A 20,554-nucleotide genomic window follows, 5' to 3' on the forward strand; every position below is an offset into this window, starting at 1 on the left:
CGCCCGCTTGCTACGTTCCGGACATGATCCAGCCCGGAATGTCCGGAACGGCCGTGGCGGCGGACCCGGCCCCTCCCGCTGAACGCCTGCCCAGGCGCCGTGGCATCGAGTTCACCCTCATCGTCCTCGCCGTCCTGCTCTGCGTGTACGGCTACTGCGCCGTGGGTCTCGCCCAGCACGGCACCGTCCCGCCCGGCGCCGCCGGTTACGGCGCCGGGCTCGGCGTGCTCGCGCTCCTCGCCCATGTCGCCGTGCGCCTGAGGGCCCCGCACGCCGATCCGCTGCTGCTGCCCATCGGCGTCCTCCTCAACGGGCTGGGTCTGGTGCTCATCTACCGGCTCGACCTTGAGACGCCGGCCGACCAGGCGGCACCCATCCAGCTCATCTGGTCCACGCTCGGCGTCGCGTTCTTCATCGTCGTCGTGTTCTTCCTGCGCGACCACCGTGTCCTCCAGCGCTACACGTACGTCTCGGTGGTCGGCGCACTCGCCCTGCTCGTCCTGCCGATCTTCTTCCCGTCGGTGAACGGCGCCCGCATCTGGATCCGGATCGCCGGATTCTCCATCCAGCCGGGCGAGTTCGCGAAGGTGCTGCTCGCCGTCTTCTTCGCCGGCTACCTCGCCGCGAACCGCAACGCGCTCGCCTACAGCGGCCGCCAGATCTGGCGGTTCCGGTGGCTCCAGCTACCCACCGGCCGCGTACTCGGCCCGATCGTGGCGATCTGGCTGCTGAGCGTGCTGGTCCTGGTCCTGGAGCGGGACCTCGGCACCTCGCTGCTCTTCTTCGGCCTGTTCGTGATCCTGCTGTACGTCGCCACCGGCCGCACCGGCTGGATCGCGGTCGGGCTGCTGCTGGCCTGCCTCGGCGCGGTCGCCGTCGGCCGGCTCGAACCGCATGTGCACAGCCGGGTGCAGGACTGGCTGGACCCCTTCGCGTCGATCACCGCGGGCCAGGGACCCAACCAACTCGCCCAGTCCCTCTTCGCGTTCGCCGCCGGCGGGATGCTGGGCACCGGCCTCGGGCTCGGCCACTCGGTCCTCATCGGGTTCGCCGCCAAGTCCGACTTCATCCTGGCCACCGCGGGCGAGGAGCTCGGACTGGCCGGCCTGTCCGCGATCTTCCTGCTCTACGGCCTCCTCGTGGAGCGCGGCTACCGCGCGGGCCTGGCGCTGCGCGACCCCTTCGGCCGGCTGCTCGCGATCGGGCTCGCCTCGATCGTGGCCCTCCAGGTCTTCGTCATCGCGGGCGGTGTGACCGGGCTGATCCCGCTGACCGGCATGGCGATGCCCTTCCTCGCACAGGGCGGCTCCTCGGTCGTCACCAACTGGATCATCGTGGCCCTGCTGATCCGGATCAGCGACTGCGCCCGCGGTCAGTACGACGGGACACCGGCGCCATGACCAAGTACATCCGCCGGGCCATCGGACTGTGCGCCGTGCTGCTGGTCGCCCTCCTGGTCAACGCCGTCCGCGTCCAGGTCGTCCAGGCCCCGTCCTACGACCACAACCCCGCCAACCGCCGCCAGGCGATCGCCCGTTACGGCCAGCCGCGCGGCGACATCGTCGTCGGCGGCCGGACGGTCACCGGGTCCAAGGACACCGGCGAGCAGTTCCGCTACGAACGGACCTACCGGGACGGCCCGTTGTACGCGCCCGTCACCGGCTTCGCCTCGCAGTTGTACGGGACGACACTGCTGGAGGGCACCGAGGACGGCGTCCTCTCCGGCGCCGACCCGATGCTCGCGCCGTTCCCCCTGCTGAACGGCCTCACCCGGGCCCGCAGCCCCGGCGGCACGGTCGTCACCACCCTCAACGCGGCGGCCCAGCGCGCGGCCTACGAAGGGCTCGGCCCCCGCCGTGGCGCGGTCGCCGCGATCGAGCCGACCACCGGCCGGATCCTGGCCCTGGTCTCCACCCCGTCGTACGATCCCGCGCTGCTCTCGGGGACGGGGCCCGCCGCGTCCGAGGCGTGGGCACGGCTGAACGGGCAGGCCGACAAGCCGATGCTCAACCGGGCGATCCGGCAGACCTATCCGCCGGGGTCGACGTTCAAGGTACTGACCGCGGCGGCGGCGCTGGACTCGGGTGTCGTGGACGATGTGGACGCGCCCACCATGTCGCCGGACCCCTACCGGCTCCCCGGCACCACGACGAGCCTCACGAACGAGACCGAGGGCTGCGAGGACGCCTCCCTGCGCTACGCATTCACCTGGTCCTGCAACACGGTCTTCGCGAAACTGGGTGTGGACATCGGGCTCGACGACATGACCAGGACGGCGGCGGGCTTCGGTTTCAACGACCGCAAGCTGCGCATCCCCTTCTCGGTGGCGCCCAGCAACTTCGATCTGCGGCTCGACAAAGCGCAGTTGGCGCTCTCCTCCATCGGGCAGTTCGACACCCGCGCGACGCCGCTGCAGATGGCGATGATCTCGGCGGCCGTCGCGGGCGACGGTTCGGTCAGGACGCCGTATCTGGTGGAGCGGACGACCGCACACGGTGGCGGGACATTGGCGACGACCGGCCCGCGCACCCTCCACCAGGCGATGAGCGCTTCGACGGCGCAGCGCATGCGCGAGCTGATGACCGACGTGGTGGAGAAGGGAACCGGAACCGTGGCCGCCATCCCCGGCGCCACCGTCGGCGGCAAGACCGGCACCGCCCAGCACGGCATCGGCAACTCCGGTACCCCGTACGCCTGGTTCATCTCCTGGGCCCGCCCCGACGACTCCACGGAGCCGGCGGTGGCCGTCGCGGTCGTCGTCGAGGACGCGGCGGCGCAGCGGGGGGACATCACCGGCGGCGGGTTCGCGGGGCCGATCGCGCGGGCGGTGATGGAGGCGGTGCTGGGGTCGTGAGGGGGTGGGCGAGGACGAGGAGGCGTGGGCGAGGAGGCGTGGGCGAGGAGGCGTGGGCGAGGGGCTGCGGGAGGGGGTTCCTCTCAGTGCGTGAGACGGGGGTGTGGGGGCGGCTCCCGCCGACCTAGCGTTCGGGCATGACTGAGTCGACAGCGTCGTACGAGCTCGCGCAGGTCAACATCGCCCGCCCCAAAGCACCGCTGGACTCACCCCAGTTGAAGGATTTCGTCGAAGCGCTCGACCCGGTGAACGCCGTCGCCGACGCGGCGGACGGGTTCGTCTGGCGTCTGCAGGGCGACTCCGGCAACGCCACGGACGTTCGCGTGCTCGGCGACGCATGGCTGATGGTCAACATGTCCACGTGGCGGGACACGAACGCGCTGACCGCGTTCATGTACCAGGGCCGGCACCGTGAGCTGATGGCGCGGCGCCGCGACTTCTTCGAGCGGCTGGAGGAGGCGGTGACCGCGCTGTGGTGGGTCCCGGCCGGCCATCGGCCGACGGTCGCCGAGGCCGAGTCCCGACTGCTGCACCTGCGGGAACACGGGCCCACCCGGCACGCGTTCACCCTGCGGACGTCCTTCCCGCCGGCGGCGGTGGAGGGGGCCTCCTGAGCTGACGCCGTGCCGGGCCGCCCGGTTCCGCCGCGACCGCCGGGGCCCGTCCGCTACGTCTCCGCCCCCTCCTCGATCATCTCCTCGACCTCCGCCACGCGTTCCTGCTCCTCCGCCGCGAACCGCTCGGAGTCCAGCCGTTCGGCGATCTCCTCGTCCTGGGCCATCAGGAGGTCCAGGTTGGAGTTGCCCATGTCGAAGACACCCATGTCGACGTAGGCCCGCTGAAGGCGTTCACCCCACAGACCGATGTCCTTGACGCAGGGGACGATGCGGCTGAACAGCAACTGGCGGAAGAGGTGCAGGAATTCGGACTGCTCGCTGAACTCCTCGGCCTGCGCCTTCGGGATACCGAAGTTCTCCAGCACCTCGACCCCGCGCAGCCTGTCCCGCATCAAGTAGCAGCCCTCGATGACGAATTCCTCGCGCTCGCGCAGTTCGGCGTCGGAGAGCTGCTTGTAGTAGTCGCGCAGGGCCATGCGGCCGAAGGCGACATGGCGTGCCTCGTCCTGCATCACGTAGGCCAGGAGCTGCTTCGGCAGGGGCTTGTCGGTGGTGTCCCTGATCATCCCGAAGGCGGCCAGGGCCAGTCCCTCGATCAGGACCTGCATCCCCAGGTAGGGCATGTCCCAGCGGGAGTCGCGCAGGGTGTCGCCCAGAAGGGACTGGAGGTTGTCGTTGATCGGGTAGACCATGCCGATCTTCTCGTGCAGGAAGCGGGCGTAGACCTCCGCGTGCCGGGCCTCGTCCATGGTCTGGGTGGCCGAGTAGAACTTCGCGTCCAGGTCGGGGACCGATTCGACGATCCGCGCCGCGCAGATCATGGCGCCCTGTTCGCCGTGCAGGAACTGGCTGAACTGCCAGGAGGCGTAGTGCTTGCGCAGTTCGCCCTTGTCCCGGTCGGTCATCTTCGCCCAGTACGGGGTGCCGTACAGGGTCATCGCCTCGTCGGGGGTGCCGAGCGGATCACGGGGATCGACCTCCAGGCCCCAGTCGATGCGCTTCTGGCCGTCCCACTGCTTGTCCTTGCCCTTCTGGTAGAGGGCCAGCAGCCGGTCACGACCGTCGTCGTACTCCCAGCTGAAGCGGGCCGCCCCCGAGGCCGGTATCTGCCAGAGAGGATCTCCCGAGTCCGCGGCGTACAGCTCATGCGTCGGCATACTTCGCAGGCTCACACGGAGTAGACGCGCCGTCAACAAGTCCGGCACAGGGGATTGACGGGCTTGCTGACAAGCAGTCTCATAAGTGGTGACCGCCGGTAACCCATAGAGATCCGGTACGACGAGGTGGGAACAGCCATGACGACGGTGCCCGAGGCCGATGTGCTCCGTGACGCGCTCGGTCTGCTCAAGGACCGGGAGCAGGTGGCCGAGCGCCTCCTCGACTCCTCCGCCAAGCACTCCTTCGACCCCGACAAGGAGCTGGACTGGGACGCGCCCTTCGAGGAGGGCAAGTGGTTCTGGCCGCCCGAGCTGGTGTCGCTGTACGACACGCCGCTGTGGCGGAAGATGGGCGAGGAGCAGCGGATCGCGTTGTCCCGGCACGAGGCGGCCGCGCTGGCCTCGCTGGGCATCTGGTTCGAGATCATCCTGATGCAGCTGCTGGTGCGGCACATCTACGACAAGGCGGCGACGAGCGCGCATGTGCGGTACGCGCTGACCGAGATCGAGGACGAGTGCCGGCACTCGAAGATGTTCGCGCGGCTGATCACCCGCGGGGGTACGCCGTACTACCCGGTGAGCCGGGCGCATCTCAATCTGGGGCGGGTCTTCAAGACCATCTCGACCACGCCGGGTTCCTTCACGGCCACGCTGCTCGGTGAGGAGATCCTCGACTGGATGCAGCGGCTGACGTTCCCGGACGAGCGGGTGCAGACCCTCGTCCGGGGGGTCACGCGGATCCACGTGGTGGAGGAGGCGCGGCATGTCCGGTACGCCCGGGAGGAGTTGCGGCGGCAGATGCTCACCGCTCCGCGGTGGTCCCAGGAGTTCACCCGGATCACCTCGGGCGAGTTCGCCCGGGTGTTCTCGGTGGCCTTCGTCAACCCCGAGGTGTACACGAACGTCGGGCTCGACAAGCGGGAGGCGCTGGCCCAGGTGAAGGCCAGTGGGCACCGGCGGGACGTGATGCAGACCGGGGCGAAGAAGCTGACCGACTTCCTGGACGAGATCGGGGTGCTGCGGGGGGCGGGGCGGCGGCTGTGGAAGTCGTCGGGGCTGCTGGCCTGAGGCGGGGCCCTGCCGGGCGGGGTCGGGTTCGGCAGGGTTTCGGTTTCGGTTTCGGTTTCCGGTTCGGCTCCGGACTCGGGTTCGGCTCCGGACTCGGCTCCGGACTCGGCTGAGGCTCAGGGCCGGACTCGGCTCGGGGCTCGGCTCCGGACTCGGCTCCGGGCTCGGGGCAGAGGCCGCGCCGTCGGGGGCGCGCCCGGGTGGCGCGGGGCGGGGCCGCGCCGGTACATCCGCCCGCATCCGGACGGATCCTGACCGGCGTTCCCTGTGGTCGTCCGTCGTGATCCGTCCGGCTGCGGGCATGTGATGTACCGGCACGGCCCCTCGCGTTGTTCGGCGGCCGCAGGTGGGTGGGGCTTGCGTGCCGGTGGGTCCCTCCTCGTCCGCGGCCGGGTGGGGGCCTGGGTGTCGGGCGGGCTGCTTCTTGTCCGCGGTTGTACGGGGGTGTGTCCGGTGGGGAGGCGGTTCCCGGTGTGTGGTGTACGGGTGGGGGCGGTCGGGTGGGCGGTTACGCTGCCCGGCATGACCTCGCAGGCTTCCACCCCCGCCTATCGTCGGCTCAGTGTCGAGGAGCGGCGCAGTCAACTGCTCGAAGCCGCGCTGTCCCTGTTCGCGCAGCGCGTGCCCGAGGAGGTCTCGCTGGACGACGTGGCGGAGGCGGCCGGGGTGTCGCGGCCGCTCGTGTACCGGTATTTCCCGGGCGGCAAGCAGCAGTTGTACGAGGCTGCCCTGCGGTCCGCGGCCGAGGAGCTGACACACTGTTTCGCCGAGCCTCCGCAGGGGCCGCTCACCGAACGGCTCTCCCGGGCCCTCGACCGCTACCTCGCCTTCGTGGACCAGCACGACGCCGGATTCAGCGCGCTGCTGCAGGGCGGGAGCGTCATCGAGACCTCGCGGACGACCGCCATAGTCGACGGGGTCCGCCGGGCCGCGGCGGAGCACATCCTCGGCCATCTGGTGGTGAAGGATCCCGGGCCCCGGCTGCGGATGACCGTACGCATGTGGATCACTGCCGTGGAGGCCGCCTCGCTGATCTGGCTCGACGAGGGCAAGGAGCCGCCGCTGGACGAGCTGCGGGACTGGCTCGTCGAGCAGTTCGTGGCCGCTCTCGCGGCGAGCGCGGGGCGCGATCCGCAGACCGCGGCGGTGGTCCGGGCCGCGCTCGCGCTGGAGAGCCCGGACGGCATCGTGGGGGCGCTCGTGCGCCGGGTGCTGCCGGTTGTCGGGGATGCGGCCCACCTGCTGTGACACTGGTCCGGTGAAGAGCGAAGACACCCCCTTTTTCGGCGGCCCGCTGGACGGGCGCGTCATGCCCGTACTGCTCGGCATCACCGGTCACCCGCCGAAGATCTACCGGATTCCGGTGCCCGACCCGGCCGGCGGCAAGCCCAGCGTGCTGGTCTACCGGCGTGTCCAGGCGGCCACCAGCAAGCGGCTCGGCCTCCACCAGGGGTGGAAGTACGAGTACGACCCCGAGGGCGAGGCGTCGGGACGCCGGTTCTCGTTGCCCTGGTCCCCGGGCACGCACAAGGGCCGGGGCAGCGGCGGCGCCACGCCGGACGGCCACGCCGACGAGTGACCTTCTTGGGCCGAAGTGGTCACCCGGCGCGCGCGGGAGACACCTCGGGCCGATCCTGCCGGTGCGAGACGGGTGGTCGACGGACCACCCCGGTACCGGAGGTGATGACGTGTCAGGAAGGCTTCTGCGTCTGGTGTGTACGGGAGCGGTGGCGGCCGGGATGCTGCTCTCGCCCACACCCGCCGCGGCCGACCCGGAGCCCGGCCAGGGTTCCGGGGCCGAGGCCCAGCGGTCCGTCTCCTCGCTGCTGACGGACCTTCAGCGGCTGTACCGCGACGCCGAACGCGCCACCGAGACGTACAACGCGACCGCCGAGAAACTGAAGAAGCAGCGCGCGGAGGTCAGCAGGCTCGACGCCGGGCTCGCCAGGGCCCGCCTCTCGCTGGAGGACAGCCGCGGAGCCGCGGGACGGCTGGCCCGGCAGCAGTACCAGAGCAGCGACGACCTCTCCACGTACCTGAAGCTGCTGCTCGCCCGCGATCCGCAGCACGCCCTGGACCAGGGACACCTGATCGGGCAGTTGTCGCTGGAGCGGGCCGCGACCGTGCGGCGGGTGACGGGCGGCGAGAAGAGGACCGATGTGCTCGCGCGTGCCGCCCGAAAGGCTCTGGACGGCCAACTCTCCCTCGCCGGACGGCAGAAGAAGGAGCGGGACGAGGTGCGCGAACGGCTCGACGACGTCCAGCGGCTGCTCGCCTCGCTGACCGCGGATCAGCTCGCCGAGCTGGCCGGCGCCGAGAAGTCGGGGACGGCGACGGCGCAGAAGAGGTTCATGGCGTCCGGTGCGCTCAGCAGCGTCCGGCCGCCGTCGCCGGAGGGCGAGAAGGCACTCAGCTACGCCGTCGACCAGATCGGGAAGCCGTACGAGTGGGGCGCGGAGGGGCCGGCGGCCTACGACTGCTCGGGGCTGACGTCCCAGGCCTGGGACCGGGCCGGCCGGCCCATCCCCCGCACCAGCCAGGAGCAGTGGGCCCAGCTCCCGAAAGTCCCGCTCGACCGGCTGCGTCCCGGCGATCTGGTGATCTACTTCCCCGAGGCCACCCACGTCGCCATCTACCTCGGCGGCGGAATGGTGGTCCAGGCTCCGCGCCCCGGGGCGAAGGTCAAGGTGTCGCCCATCGCGGCCAACCCCCTCCTCGGCGCGGTGCGTCCGGACCCGGCCGGGAAGCCCCTCGGGCACTACACACCGCCGAAACTCCCCGAGGGCGCCACGGAGGGAACCGACGAGGGGTACGCCTCCGGCGCTCCCACGGACGGCTGACACGTCGGCGCTGCGGGGGCGGGAGTCGCGTGGCACATGGCGAAGGGGCGTCCCGCTCGGCAGCGGGGCGCCCCTCTCGCGCACTGCGACGGCGGCGGAACCTCCGTCGGACGCCCGTCAGGCGCCGGTGACCGACGCCAGGTAGGCGGCCGTCTTCCCGGGCTCGAAGAAGAAGTTCTCGAAGTCTGCCGGGTTGTTGAAGCCGTTGGCGAACCGGTCGGCCACGGGCGGGAGTTGGCCCGCCGCGCCGATCAGGTTGAGCACGTGCTCCGGCGGGACGCCCAGCATCGCGTTGGTCCACTTGGTGACGTGCTGCGCGGTGTCCCAGTAGCGGTCGAACGTGGCCTGCATCCACTCCTCGTCGAAGGGCTTGTCGCCCTGCTCGACGATCGAGGAGAGGTAGGCGGCGGCGCACTTGGCGGCCGAGTTGGAGCCCTGGCCGGTGATCGGGTCGTTGGCCACGACGACGTCCGCGACACCGAGCACCAGGCCACCGCCGGGAAGCCGGCCGATCGGGTTGCGGACGGTGGGGGCGTACCGCCCGGACAACGTGCCGCCCGCGTCGGTCAGTTCGACGTTGGTGGCGCGCGCGTACTCCCAGGGCGTGAACCGCTCCATGAGCTCCAGGGTCAGCGAGAGGTGCTCGCCGGGGTCCTTGACGCCGTTGAAGACGTCGAGCGGGCCGCCGGGTATGCCCTCCCAGAAGAGGATGTCCGCGCGGCCCGAGGTGGTGAGGGTCGGCATGATGAACAGTTCACCGACGCCGGGTACCAGGTTGCAGCGGACCGCGTCGTAGTCCGGGTGCTCCGGGCGCGGGCCCAGGCCGTGGACGTAGGCCACCGCGAGGGCGCGCTGCGGCTCGGTGTACGGGGAACGGGCGGCGTCACGGCCGAACATCGAGACGAGTTCGCCCTTGCCCGCCGAGACGAGGACCAGGTCGTACGCGCGGGAGAAGTAGTCGAGGTCGGACACCGCCGCGCCGTGGATGACCAGTTGGCCGCCGCGCTGCGCGAACGTCTCCATCCAGCCCGCCATCTTGACCCGCTGGTCGACCGACTGCGCGTACCCGTCGAGCTTGCCGACCCAGTCGATGACGCGCTGCGAGGGCCCCGGGTCGAAGGAACCGGGGGCCGCGACCGAGACGCCGAGCCCTTGGATCTTCGGGGCCTGGGACTCCCAGAAGTTCACCTGAAGATCGCGCTCGTGCTGGAGCGCCGTGTCGAACATGCACTGCGTCGACATGACCCGGCCGGAACGGATCTCGTCCGCCGTCCGGTTCGACATCAGGGTGACCTCGTACCCCTGCGACTGGAGTCCGAGGGCGAGCTGGAGTCCGGACTGGCCGGCTCCGACGACGAGTATCTTCCGCATGCGGGTTGCTTCTCCTAGGACTCAGGCGTCCCTATTCGGGGCTGACTTCGAGCGCGTGGCCCACCAGAGCGAGCAGGGTCTCGACGACCGAGATCCGGCGGCGCGCGTCCATGATCATGACAGGTATGTGTGAAGGCACCGTGAGTGCTTCGCGCACATCGTCGGGCTCGAACTCGTCGCTGCCGTCGAAGTGGTTGACGGCGACGATGTACGGAAGTCCGCAGCTCTCGAAGTAGTCGAGCGCCGGGAAGCAGTCCGAGAGACGGCGGGTGTCGGCGAGGACCACCGCGCCGATCGCGCCACGCACCAGGTCGTCCCACATGAACCAGAACCGCTGCTGGCCCGGCGTACCGAAGAGGTAGAGCACCAGGTCGTCGTCGAGCGTGATGCGGCCGAAGTCCATGGCCACGGTCGTGGTCAGTTTCTCCGGCGTGGCCGTGAGGTCGTCGGTGTCCTCACTGGCCCGGGTCATCAACGCCTCCGTCTGGAGAGGCGTGATCTCCGAGACGGACGTGACGAGGGTGGTCTTGCCGACGCCGAAGCCGCCCGCCACCACGATCTTCGTGGCGATCGGCGCGCGCGTGCGGTCCGTCTGCCAGGCCTGCAGATTCTCCTCATCGTCGAGGAGGGGGGCGACGCCAGGTTCGGCGTCAGAGACGACGGAGTCCACTCAGCACCCTTTCCAGCAGAGCGCGGTCCGGCTGTCCCGGGCCGTGACCTGTTCCGTACACACGGATCTTTCCCTGGTCCGCCAGGTCGCTCAAGAGCACTCGGACCACTCCGAGCGGCATCCTGAGAAGAGCGGCGATCTCGGCCACCGTACGCATCCGGCGGCAGAGCTCGACGATGGCCCGCATCTCGGGCATGACCCGAGTCGTCAACGAGCTGTTGGTCAGCTCCTTGCGCGCCTCGGGGGCCTCCAGCGCGGCCACGAAGGTCTCCACCAGCAGGACGTGGCCGAAGCGCGTACGTCCGCCGGTGAGCGAGTAGGGGCGTACGCGGGCGGGCTTGCGGCCGCCGCCGCGGACCGGGAGCTTCTGAACGCCGTTCGACACGGTCATCAGGCACTCCCGTGAGCGTCGGCCTCAAGCGATTTCCGTAGCTCGATGCGCAGTTCGGGGGTCAGGACATGTCCTGCCCGGCCGACGAAGAGCGCCATGTGGTACGCCACCACGCTCATGTCGCAGTCCGGGGAGCCGTGGACTCCGAGCAGCGAACCGTCGCTGATCGCCATGACGAAGACGCTGCCCTCGTCCATCGCGACCATGGTCTGCTTGACGCCGCCGCCGTCCATCAGCTTGGCGGCACCGATGGTGAGGCTGCCGATGCCGGAGACGATGGTGGCGAGGTCCGCCGCGGAGCCCTTGGGGCCGGTGCGCTTGGTGCTGTCCGCCGTCCTCGCCTCGGCGTTGCGGCCGGGGTCCGAGGAGAGCAGCAGCAGGCCGTCGGAGGAGACGACCGCGACCGACAGGAGGCCCGGCACCTCCTCGACGAGATTGGTCAACAGCCAGTGCAGGTTACGTGCTTCGCTGCTCAGGCCGAAGGTACTGGTCGCGGTCAACTGCTTGCCTCCTCGACTGTGCCCCCCGATGCTTCCACGTCCTGTGCGTCGATCTGGTGCGCGGTGGGCGCGGGTCCTGCGGGCGCGTGTGCGGGTGCGGGTACGGTCGGCGCGGGTGCCGACGGGGACTGTCCGCCGTCGGGCGCGGGGGTCTCCGCCGTCCGGTCGGCGATCTCGGCCTCCACGTCCCGGCGGCCCTCGACCGCTCCCCGGTGGAACCCACCGAGCCTGCGGCGCAGGGCATCGGCGTCCACGCCGCCCACGCGGGGCCGCGGGGCGGCGGCGGGGGCGGAGATCTTCGGCGTCCGCTTGGGCAGACCCTTGTCGGTGACCCGAGCATGCTCATCGGGCACCCGCTCATGGCTGTCGGGCCCGATGGCGTAGGGGTCGGGGGCGTGGGAGTGGGAGGTCTGGGGGTGGGGGTGGGGGTGGGCGGCCTGGGTGTCGTCCGGACCTGCGGGCAGGTCGGTACCGCTCCCCGCGGCCGGATCGGCCACGACCCCAGCAGGCTCACCGGCGCCAGTCCCAGCCTCTGCGGGCCAGTCATCGACACTCCCAGCGGGCTCACCAGTCCCAGCCCCGGCGGGCCAGTCGTCGGCACTCCCAGCGGGCTCGCCGGTCCCAGCCCCTGCGGGCTCCTCGGTACCTACGGGCCAGTCGTCGGCACTCCCGGCGCGCTCGCCGGTCCCAGTCCCTACGGGCCGGTCGTCGACACTCCCAGCGGGCTCGCCAGTACCAGCCCCTGCGGGCCAGTCGTCGGCACTCCCGGCGCGCTCGCCGGTCCCAGCCCCTGCGGGCCAGTCATCGACACTCCCAGCGGGCTGGTCCGTCGTCGGCGCGGGCTCGGTGGCCCGCGCCGGCTCCGCGGCCGGTGTGCCGGGGCTGGAAGCCGCCTCGGCCGCGCCGCCGGAAGTCGTTCCGGCTGCGCCGGGTGCGGTGGCCGTTCCCGTGGAAGCGGGCACAGCCGTCGTCGCCGTGGAACCGGACGCCGCCTCGGCGTGGTCCGACGTGGGGGCCGCCGGTGCGAAGGCGTCCGGTGCGGGGGCGTCCGGAGCGAGCTCCGGAAGCAACAGCTCCATCGTCGTCTCGGACAGGCGTTCCGGTTCCGGCTCGGTGGCCGGTTCGGCCTCGCGGGGGGCCGGGATGACCGGGCTCTGCTCGGACGCCACCCGCGGGTCGGGAGCGGCGTCCCGTACGGCCGCCTGGGCCGCCGCGATCAGCGGGTCCTCGTCACCGGCCGAGGCCGACACGGAGGCCCTGAGGAGCGAACGGCCGCGCAGGACGTTGGAGTTGGCCTCGGCGTCGGCACCGGGCAGGGCCACCGCCGGGGCGCCGCCGACCACCCGGGTGGCGGCGGGAACGGTGGACGAGGGGGCGGCGGCGAGCAGCGCCTTCGGGAGGACGACCACGGCGGCCACCCCGCCCTGCTTCTGCTCGCGCAGCTTCACCCGTGCGCCGTGCCGGTGGGCGAGCCGGGCCACCACGTACAGGCCGAGCCCGAGTCCCTCGCCGCTCTCCTGGTCGTACGTGTCCTCGGGGTCGAACTCGGAGAGGCGGACGTTGAGATGGCGCATCCGCTCGTCGGTCATGCCGATGCCCTCGTCCTGCACGGAGAGCATCACGTCGCCGCTCTCCAGGAGCCAGCCGGAGACCTCGACGGGCACGTCGGGCGGCGAGAACGAGGTGGCGTTCTCCAGGAGTTCGGCGACCAGGTGGCTGAGGTCGTCGGCGGCGAACCCGGCGATGTGCGCGTGCGGGGGCAGCGCGGCGATGCGCACCCGCTCGTACCGCTCGATCTCGCTGACCGAAGCCCGTACGACATCGACGAGCGGGACCGGGCCCGCGTGGTGCTGGACGTGCTCGGCGCCCGCGAGGACGAGCAGGTTCTCGCTGTGCCGCCGCATGACGGTGGCGAAGTGGTCGAGCTTGAAGAGGGTGGAGAGGCGGTCTGGGTCCTGCTCCCGCTCCTCCAGTCCCTCGATGACGCCGAGCTGGCGCTCGACGAGGCCGAGGGTGCGCAGCGCGAGGTTGACGAAGGTGCTGTGGATGGTGCCGCGCACCTGCTCCAGGAGGGCGGCGGACTCGGCGAGTTCGCCGCGCAGCTTGTCGCGCTCATCGGCCATGAGCTGACGCTGGCCGATGAGGTGCTTGCGGTCGCCTTCGAGGGTGCCGAGCCGCTCGTGCAGCGTGGCGGCGTGCGCGTGCAGTGCGTTGACGGAGCGGACGACCTGGGCGAACTCGTCGTTGCGGCCGGTGAACTTGACCGGTTCCTGGGAGCCCGGGTCGGCGGCGAGCCGGGCCGAGCCGATGCGCAGGACGGCGAGCGGCCGGGTGAGGGAGCGGGCCATGGCCATCGTCATGCCGGCCGCGACGAGCATCAGGACGCCGAGGAGGGTGACGCGGAGCTCCAGGGCGGTGACGTCGTCGTCCCGCAGCTTCTCGATGTCCTTGGTGCGGTGGTCGTTGAGGGACGCCTCGGCGCCGCGCATCAGGTCGATGCGGGCGGACAGGGCGGCGTCCAGCTTCTTGGTGCTGGTGCCGAGCGCCGAGTCGGAGAGCTTCGGCTGCCCGGTCAGGTTCGCCAGGTACCGGTCGGCGGAGCCGACGTCGGGGCCGGTGACCGTGGAGTCGTAGACCGAGACGGCCTGATCGGGCGCGGTCTCGCGGAAGTCGGCGAGAACCGCGTCGGAGCGGACGCGGGCCTGCTGGGCGGCGGCGCTCAGCGCGTCGCGCTGCTTGATGTCGGCGTCCGACGAGGTGCTCGTGGTGGTCGACAGGCCGGTGACGGGGTTGTAGACCGTCTGGGTGGTGCGCGGGATGGCGAGGGCCGCGAGGAGCAGTCCGCGGGCGGCCTCGGACTGCTGGACGGCGGTGTCCAGCTCGGCGAGGGCGTGCGCGCCGGAGCCCGCGCGCGGCGGCATCCGGTCGGCCAGGTCCTCGGCGAGGGCGTGGAGTTCGGTGATGGCCTCGGAGTACGACCGGTGCGCCGCGAGAGCGGTGCTCTTGCCGGTGAGCGCCGCTCGCCGCAGAGCGGCGATGCCGTCCAGGTCCTTGAGCAGCGCGGCGGGGGCGTTCCCGTCCGCGCGCAGCTCGTCGACCTGCCGGTCGACCAGGGCGCTGCGCTGCTCGGAGGGGGCCTTGGCCTTGGGCCGGCCGGCGGCGACGTACGCGGTGACGTCGTCGCGTTCGTCGGCCAGCGAGTGCGCGAGGGTCAGCGCCTGCTGGGTCCGCTGGGCGAGCGTCACCAGGTTCTGGGAGTCGTTCAGTTGTTGCGAGGCGGACAGCACCGTGGGCGCGCCGGCTCCGGCGATGGCGGCCGCGACGACCGCCACGGCCACGATCAGCCGGTTGCGTACGTGGGCGGTCCTGCCCCGGCCTGTGGAGTCGGTGGCGTCGCCGACGGCGCCACCCTCTGTGGTGTTGGAGGCCGTCTTCTTGCCTGTGCGCCTCGGCCGCGTCTTCTGCACCGGTGCTCGCATTCCTGACTCGTGTACCCATTTGGGGCCCGGGTGACGTCCCGTCAATCGCGGCGTCCGCCCGGTACGGCTCCCGACCCTCCCAGTGCCGGTGGGCAGTGGTCCCGCATCATCTGACCCGCCACCCGAAGGAGTGAACATCGGAGGGGAGTTGGCGGGCAAGTCCCGGCGCGCTCGCGACGGGCCCTCGCGGCGGGCCGGTTGGACGTCGGGGACGCGCTTTGGCAGTATTCGCCGCCACGCGTTGCCGGAGTCGATCATTCCATGCCAAACCCGGCGGCTGAGCTGCCGGTCCGCGCGTCGAGCGATCTCCGCCGGCCTTTCGCGGGCCCTGTGAAGGGCTCGTGCAGACTGGCGGAATGCGCACTGAACTCGTCTCGGAGCCCGGAGACCCGGGCCATCCCAATGAGGACTTCGCATCGGTCGGACTACCCGCTTCAGGACAGGGCGGTTCACTGGTCGTGCTCGACGGGGTGACACCTCCCAAGGGCGACTACGGCTGCCGGCATCCGGTCTCCTGGTTCTCCGCGCGACTGGGCGGAGCGCTGACCGAACTGTCCGTTTCGCAGGGGGATTTACCTCTGGCCGATGTCCTGTCGCACGCGATTCGCCGCGTCGCGGCGGCACACGCCGACACCTGTGACCTTTCTCACCCGCGTACGCCCCAGGCGACCGTGGTCCTCGCCCGGTGGTCCGCGTCCGAGGTCGAGTACCTGGTCCTCTCGGACTCCGTCCTACTGGTGGAATCCCCCGCCGGCGAGGTCGGGGCCCTGCTGGACGACCGCCTCTCCCGTCTCCCCCGCGGCTCGCTCGCCACCGACGCGGTCGTCGACAGCACGGTCCGCAACAAGGCGGGCGGCTTCTTCACCGCAGCCGCGGACCCCTCGGTGGCCTCGCGCGCGGTGACGGGCACGCTCCCCCGTTCCTCCGTCCGCGCGCTGGCGGCCCTCACGGACGGCGCCGCCCGGTGGGTGGAGAGGTTCCACGCGGGCGACTGGGCCGGGCTGCTCGCGCTCGTGCGCGAGGAGGGCTCCGCCGCGCTCGTCGAGCGCGTACGGGCACTGGAGCGGGCGGACGCGCTGGAGCCGTCGCGCCCGCGGCGGGGCAAGACGCACGACGACGCGACGGTGGTGTTCGCGGAGCTCTGAGGAGAGACGGACGACGGAGGAGGGGCGGACGCCGGAGGGATGCGGACGCCAGAAGGGACGCGGACGGCCGCCGGGCGGGCGTTACTTCTCCATGCCGCGGTTCAACTGATGGAGCAGCCTGGCGAGTTCGGCGACCTCGTCCTGGTCCCAGTGGGCGAGTTGGCGGACGTAGCGGGCGCGGCGGGCCTCCCGGACGCTGCTGACGCGGCCGCGGCCCTCGTCGGTGAGGTGGACGAGCCAGGCACGGCCGTCGGCGGGATCGGGTTCGCGCGCGACCAGGCCCAACTCCTCCAGGGCGCGCAACTGCCGGGACATCGTGGCCTTGCCGACGCCGATGTAGGCGGCCAGCTCGGTGGCGCGCTGGCGGCCGCACTCCTCCAGACGGACGAGGAGTCCGTACGCGGCGGACTCCAGGTCCGGATGGACCTCGCGGGCCATCTCCCCCTGACTGGCCCGGGCGCGGCGCAGGAACACGGTCAACTCGCGCTCCAGGGAGAGGAACTCGCGTTCCACTCCGCCCCGCGTCGCGGGGCGGTCCACACCATTTCCCGACACGTCGGATGCGACCGGACGTCCGCCGTCGTTTCCGTCCTCGTGCACGTCAGCACCCCTGACTCGGTTTCCCGATCCTGAAAGTTTCTGCCAGAACCCGCCGTTGCCGCAGCTCCGCCAGTATTTCGCAGGCGTAGACCAACGGCAGCCTCCGGCCCCCCTTCCCACGTCGTCGTCTACGTGCGTAGCTTCTTTATCAGACACTTATTTGCTGGCATGCGCACGCCACCCCAGGTCAAGGACGACCTGATCCCCCCTTCGGCACGCGTGCCCGCGTTCTCCCCCCACCGAGCTCCATCGGGCTCCCCCGGGCCCCGGAGCTCCATCGCCCTTCGGAGGCACGCACATGCCCGTGCACAGATCCGGAACGGCCCACCGCCTGCGAGCGCTCGCGGTAGGAACCCTGCTCGCCGCCTTCTCCCTCCTCTCCTCCCTCCCCTCCTCCGCCGCCGACACCCCCGCCCGGGGCTCCGCCCGGATGGGCATGGGGGTCCTCGCCCACGACGGCCAGGACGGCACGCCGTCCACCGGTGACGCCACCCAGACCGAAGGCGTGGACGTCGCCGGCTACCAGGGCAACGTCGCCTGGTCGACGCTGTGGAGCAGCGGGGTCAGATGGGCCTACACCAAGGCGACCGAGGGGACGTACTACACGAACCCGTACTTCGCCCAGCAGTACAACGGCGCGTACAACGTCGGCATGATCCGCGGCTCGTACCACTTCGCGACCCCGGACACCACGACCGGCGCCACCCAGGCCAACTACTTCGTGGACCACGGCGGCGGCTGGTCGGGCGACGGCAAGACGCTGCCCGGCACCCTCGACATCGAGTGGAACCCGTACGGAGCCGCCTGCTACGGCAAGACACAGAGCGCGATGGTCAGCTGGATCAGCAGCTTCCTCACCCAGTACAGGGCCCGTACCGGTCGTGACGCGGTGATCTACACGGCCGCAAGCTGGTGGACCCAGTGCACGGGCGACTACAGCGGTTTCGCCTCCGCCAACCCGCTGTGGATCGCGCGCTACGCCTCCGATCCCGGGACGCTCCCGGCCGGCTGGGGGTACTACACGATCTGGCAGTACACGTCGTCCGGTCCGACGGTCGGGGACCACGACAAGTTCAACGGCGCCCTGGACCGCGTCAAGGCGCTCGCCACCGGCTGAGGTCCGGCACCTCGCTGCCGTACGCGATGCCGTACGGCAGTGACGTACCGCGCTGACGTGCACAACTGTCGTACGGCGAAGGCCCGGGCCTCCCTCACGGGACCCGGGCCTTCCCTTCCGGCAACCTCCGTCACGCGGCCACCGAAACCTCCGGCACCGCGCCGTTGGTCGCCGGCGCCAGTGCCAGCTCCAGGACCTGACGGACGTCCGTGACGGCGTGGACGTCGAGCTTCTCCAGGACCTCGGCCGGGACATCGTCCAGATCGGCCTCGTTGCGCTTCGGGATGATCACGGTCGTGACACCCGCCCGGTGCGCGGCGAGCAGCTTCTGCTTCACGCCTCCGATCGGCAGGACACGGCCGGTCAGCGACACCTCACCGGTCATGGCCACGTCCGTGCGGACCAGCCGGCCGGACAGGAGCGAGGCCAGGGCGGTGGTCATCGTGACGCCCGCGCTCGGGCCGTCCTTGGGGACGGCGCCCGCCGGGAAGTGGATGTGCACACCCCGGTCCTTCAGGTCGCCGACGGGCAGTTCGAGCTCCGCGCCGTGCGAGCGCAGGAAGGAGAGCGCGATCTGCGCCGACTCCTTCATCACGTCGCCCAGTTGACCGGTGAGGGTCAGACCGGCGGCACCCGTCTCCGGGTCGGCCAGCGACGCCTCCACGTAGAGGACGTCACCGCCCGCTCCCGTGACGGCCAGCCCGGTGGCGACACCGGGCACCGCCGTACGGCGCTCGGCCGGGTCCTGGGCGGACTCGGGCACGTGGTGCGGACGCCCGATGAGGTCGCGCAGGTCGGTGTCCTTCACCGTGAACGGCAGCTCCCGGCGCCCCAGTTCGTGCTGGGCCGCGACCTTGCGCAGCAGCCGCGCGATGCCCCGCTCCAGGTTCCGCACGCCCGCTTCCCGGGTGTACTCCCCGGCGAGCCTGCGCAGGGCGCTCTCGTCGAGGACGACCTCGTCCTTCTCCAGGCCGGCCCGCTCCAGCTGGCGCGGCAGCAGGTGGTCCCGGGCGATGACGACCTTCTCGTCCTCGGTGTAGCCGTCGAGGCGGACCAGCTCCATACGGTCGAGCAGGGCCTCCGGGATGGCTTCGAGGACATTGGCCGTGGCCAGGAACACCACGTCGGAGAGGTCGAGTTCGACCTCCAGGTAGTGGTCGCGGAAGGTGTGGTTCTGCGCCGGGTCGAGGACTTCGAGCAGCGCGGCCGCCGGGTCGCCCCGGTAGTCGGAGCCGACCTTGTCGATCTCGTCGAGCAGGACCACCGGGTTCATCGACCCGGCCTCCTTGATGGCGCGCACGATCCGGCCGGGCAGCGCGCCGACGTACGTACGGCGGTGTCCGCGGATCTCGGCCTCGTCCCGCACACCGCCGAGGGCGACGCGGACGAACTTGCGGCCCATGGCGTGCGCGACGGACTCGCCGAGCGAGGTCTTGCCGACGCCGGGCGGGCCGACGAGCGCGAGCACGGCACCGCCGCGCCGGCCGCCGACGACTCCGAGGCCGCGCTCGGCGCGCCGCTTGCGCACGGCCAGGTACTCGGTGATGCGCTCCTTCACGTCCTCCAGACCCGCGTGCTCGGCGTCGAGCACGGACTGGGCGCCCCTGATGTCGTACGCGTCCTCGGTCCGCTCGTTCCACGGCAGCTCCAGGACGGTGTCGAGCCAGGTCCGGATCCAGCTGCCCTCGGGCGACTGGTCACTGGACCGCTCCAGCTTCTCGACCTCCTTGAGGGCGGCCTCGCGGACGCTCTCGGGAAGGTCGGCGGCCTCGACACGGGCACGGTAGTCGTCGGACTCGTCCTCGCCGTCCTCTCCCTTGAGGTCGCGCAGCTCCTTGCGTACGGCTTCGAGCTGGCGGCGCAGCAGGAACTCGCGCTGCTGCTTGTCGACGCCCTCCTGGACGTCCTTGGCGATCGACTCGGCGACATCCTGCTCGGCGAGGTGCTCGCGAAGCTGCTCGGTGGCGAGCTTCAGGCGGGCCACCGGGTCGGCGGTCTCCAGCAGCTCGACCTTCTGCTCGACGGAAAGGAACGGTGAGTAACCGGAATTGTCGGCGAGGGCGGAGACGTCGTCGATCTGCTGCACCCGGTCGACGACCTGCCAGGCGGCGCGCTTGCGCAGCCAGCTCGTGGCCAGGGCCTTGTACTCCTTCACCAGGTCGGCGACCCGGCCGGGCAGGGGGTCGGGCACGGTCTCCTCGACCCGGGTGCCCTCGACCCAGAGGGCGGCACCGGGACCGGTGGTCCCCGCGCCGACCTTCACGCGCCCACGCCCGCGGATCAGCGCGCCCGGGTCGCCGTCGGCCAGCCGGCCCACCTGTTCGACGGTGCCGAGCACGCCGGTGCTCGCGTAGGTCCCGTCGATGCGCGGCACCAGGAGTACCTGGGGCTTGCCGGGCGTTGAACGGGCAGCGGCCTGAGCGGCCTCCACCGCGGCGCGTACGTCGGTGTCGTTCAGATCCAGCGGAACGACCATTCCGGGCAGCACGACCTCGTCATCGAGCGGCAGCACGGGCAAAGTGAGTGATGCGGACGTCGAAGCCATGATCTCCCCTTCGGCATTCAAGTTGAGCTATGTCGACTCAATGCATGGGAGCCCCTCAATGTTCCCCGGGGACTGTTCGCTCTGAGCGATCACTTCCGATCTCCCGGCCCCGAACGGATCGCCGCAGGTCGGCCGCCCTGAGGTGAAGGCCGGGTGCCGGTCGGGTCGGGCCCCGACCGATGCGGGACGACCGGTGGGCG

The 20,554-nt window shown here is 71.2% G+C and carries 17 protein-coding genes; 9 read left to right on the forward strand and 8 right to left on the reverse strand.

What is annotated here, in order from left to right; genetic code table 11:
• Positions 1-23 precede the first annotated feature (23 nt).
• From OHT01_RS13890 to OHT01_RS13900, 3 genes are all read left to right on the forward strand, one after another.
• Positions 24-1,400 (forward strand): FtsW/RodA/SpoVE family cell cycle protein, encoded by a 1,377-nt coding sequence (locus OHT01_RS13890; RefSeq protein ID WP_328553459.1) that lies wholly within the window; start codon positions 24-26, stop codon positions 1,398-1,400.
• A complete protein-coding gene (locus OHT01_RS13895; protein ID WP_328553460.1) occupies positions 1,397-2,854 on the forward strand; it encodes a penicillin-binding transpeptidase domain-containing protein in 1,458 nt (485 codons plus the stop codon). Before OHT01_RS13890 ends, OHT01_RS13895 begins: the two co-directional genes overlap by 4 nt.
• A 137-nt stretch (positions 2,855-2,991) precedes the next feature.
• Entirely contained in the window at positions 2,992-3,468 is a 477-nt protein-coding gene (locus tag OHT01_RS13900) for a DUF3291 domain-containing protein (protein ID WP_328553461.1), read from the forward strand.
• Positions 3,469-3,521: 53 nt separating this feature from the next.
• On the opposite strand, the gene OHT01_RS13905 is transcribed toward OHT01_RS13900, so the two are convergent.
• Complete coding sequence (locus tag OHT01_RS13905) at positions 3,522-4,628, reverse strand: ferritin-like domain-containing protein (RefSeq protein WP_328553462.1); 1,107 nt, start codon at positions 4,626-4,628, stop codon at positions 3,522-3,524.
• A 138-nt stretch (positions 4,629-4,766) separates the two neighbouring features.
• Between OHT01_RS13905 and OHT01_RS13910 the strand changes: the two genes are divergently transcribed.
• From OHT01_RS13910 to OHT01_RS13925, 4 genes are all read left to right on the forward strand, one after another.
• Positions 4,767-5,696, forward strand: a complete 930-nt coding sequence (locus OHT01_RS13910; protein WP_328553463.1) for an AurF N-oxygenase family protein — start codon at positions 4,767-4,769, stop codon at positions 5,694-5,696.
• 522 nt (positions 5,697-6,218) lie between these two features.
• A complete protein-coding gene (locus OHT01_RS13915) occupies positions 6,219-6,944 on the forward strand; it encodes a TetR/AcrR family transcriptional regulator (RefSeq protein WP_328553464.1) in 726 nt (241 codons plus the stop codon).
• Positions 6,945-6,954: 10 nt separating this feature from the next.
• On the forward strand, positions 6,955-7,275 hold the full coding sequence (locus OHT01_RS13920; RefSeq protein WP_405916130.1) for a hypothetical protein: 321 nt from the start codon (positions 6,955-6,957) through the stop codon (positions 7,273-7,275).
• 109 nt (positions 7,276-7,384) lie between these two features.
• Positions 7,385-8,536, forward strand: a complete 1,152-nt coding sequence (locus OHT01_RS13925) for a C40 family peptidase (protein ID WP_328553466.1) — start codon at positions 7,385-7,387, stop codon at positions 8,534-8,536.
• 117 nt (positions 8,537-8,653) lie between these two features.
• Here the strand turns inward: OHT01_RS13925 and OHT01_RS13930 are convergent, their stop codons facing one another.
• Genes OHT01_RS13930 through OHT01_RS13950 form a run of 5 tightly spaced genes read right to left on the reverse strand, consistent with a single transcriptional unit; the run spans position 8,654 to position 14,935 of the window.
• Positions 8,654-9,907: a styrene monooxygenase/indole monooxygenase family protein gene (locus tag OHT01_RS13930; protein WP_328553467.1), complete on the reverse strand. Its 1,254-nt coding sequence runs from the start codon at positions 9,905-9,907 to the stop codon at positions 8,654-8,656.
• 31 nt (positions 9,908-9,938) lie between these two features.
• Complete coding sequence (locus OHT01_RS13935; RefSeq protein ID WP_328553468.1) at positions 9,939-10,577, reverse strand: GTP-binding protein; 639 nt, start codon at positions 10,575-10,577, stop codon at positions 9,939-9,941.
• On the reverse strand, positions 10,558-10,968 hold the full coding sequence (locus OHT01_RS13940; protein ID WP_328553469.1) for a DUF742 domain-containing protein: 411 nt from the start codon (positions 10,966-10,968) through the stop codon (positions 10,558-10,560). Before OHT01_RS13940 ends, OHT01_RS13935 begins: the two co-directional genes overlap by 20 nt.
• Positions 10,968-11,468: a roadblock/LC7 domain-containing protein gene (locus tag OHT01_RS13945; RefSeq protein WP_328553470.1), complete on the reverse strand. Its 501-nt coding sequence runs from the start codon at positions 11,466-11,468 to the stop codon at positions 10,968-10,970. Before OHT01_RS13945 ends, OHT01_RS13940 begins: the two co-directional genes overlap by 1 nt.
• A complete protein-coding gene (locus OHT01_RS13950; RefSeq protein ID WP_328553471.1) occupies positions 11,465-14,935 on the reverse strand; it encodes a sensor histidine kinase in 3,471 nt (1,156 codons plus the stop codon). The genes OHT01_RS13945 and OHT01_RS13950 overlap by 4 nt, the downstream gene beginning before the upstream one ends.
• Before the next feature lie 368 nt (positions 14,936-15,303).
• On the opposite strand from OHT01_RS13950, the gene OHT01_RS13955 reads away from it, so the two are divergent.
• On the forward strand, positions 15,304-16,092 hold the full coding sequence (locus tag OHT01_RS13955; RefSeq protein ID WP_328553472.1) for a protein phosphatase 2C domain-containing protein: 789 nt from the start codon (positions 15,304-15,306) through the stop codon (positions 16,090-16,092).
• A gap of 81 nt (positions 16,093-16,173) precedes the next feature.
• Here OHT01_RS13955 and OHT01_RS13960 read toward each other — a convergent pair whose 3' ends face one another.
• Positions 16,174-16,692: a MarR family winged helix-turn-helix transcriptional regulator gene (locus tag OHT01_RS13960; protein ID WP_328553473.1), complete on the reverse strand. Its 519-nt coding sequence runs from the start codon at positions 16,690-16,692 to the stop codon at positions 16,174-16,176.
• Between the two features lie 298 nt (positions 16,693-16,990).
• Between OHT01_RS13960 and OHT01_RS13965 the strand changes: the two genes are divergently transcribed.
• A complete protein-coding gene (locus OHT01_RS13965) occupies positions 16,991-17,809 on the forward strand; it encodes a lysozyme (protein ID WP_328553474.1) in 819 nt (272 codons plus the stop codon).
• Positions 17,810-17,939: 130 nt separating this feature from the next.
• On the opposite strand, the gene lon is transcribed toward OHT01_RS13965, so the two are convergent.
• On the reverse strand, positions 17,940-20,354 hold the full coding sequence (gene lon / locus OHT01_RS13970; protein WP_328553475.1) for an endopeptidase La: 2,415 nt from the start codon (positions 20,352-20,354) through the stop codon (positions 17,940-17,942).
• Between the last annotated feature and the right edge of the window lie 200 nt (positions 20,355-20,554).

It is taken from the genome of Streptomyces sp. NBC_00358 (assembly GCF_036099295.1).
GTDB lineage: Bacteria > Actinomycetota > Actinomycetes > Streptomycetales > Streptomycetaceae > Streptomyces.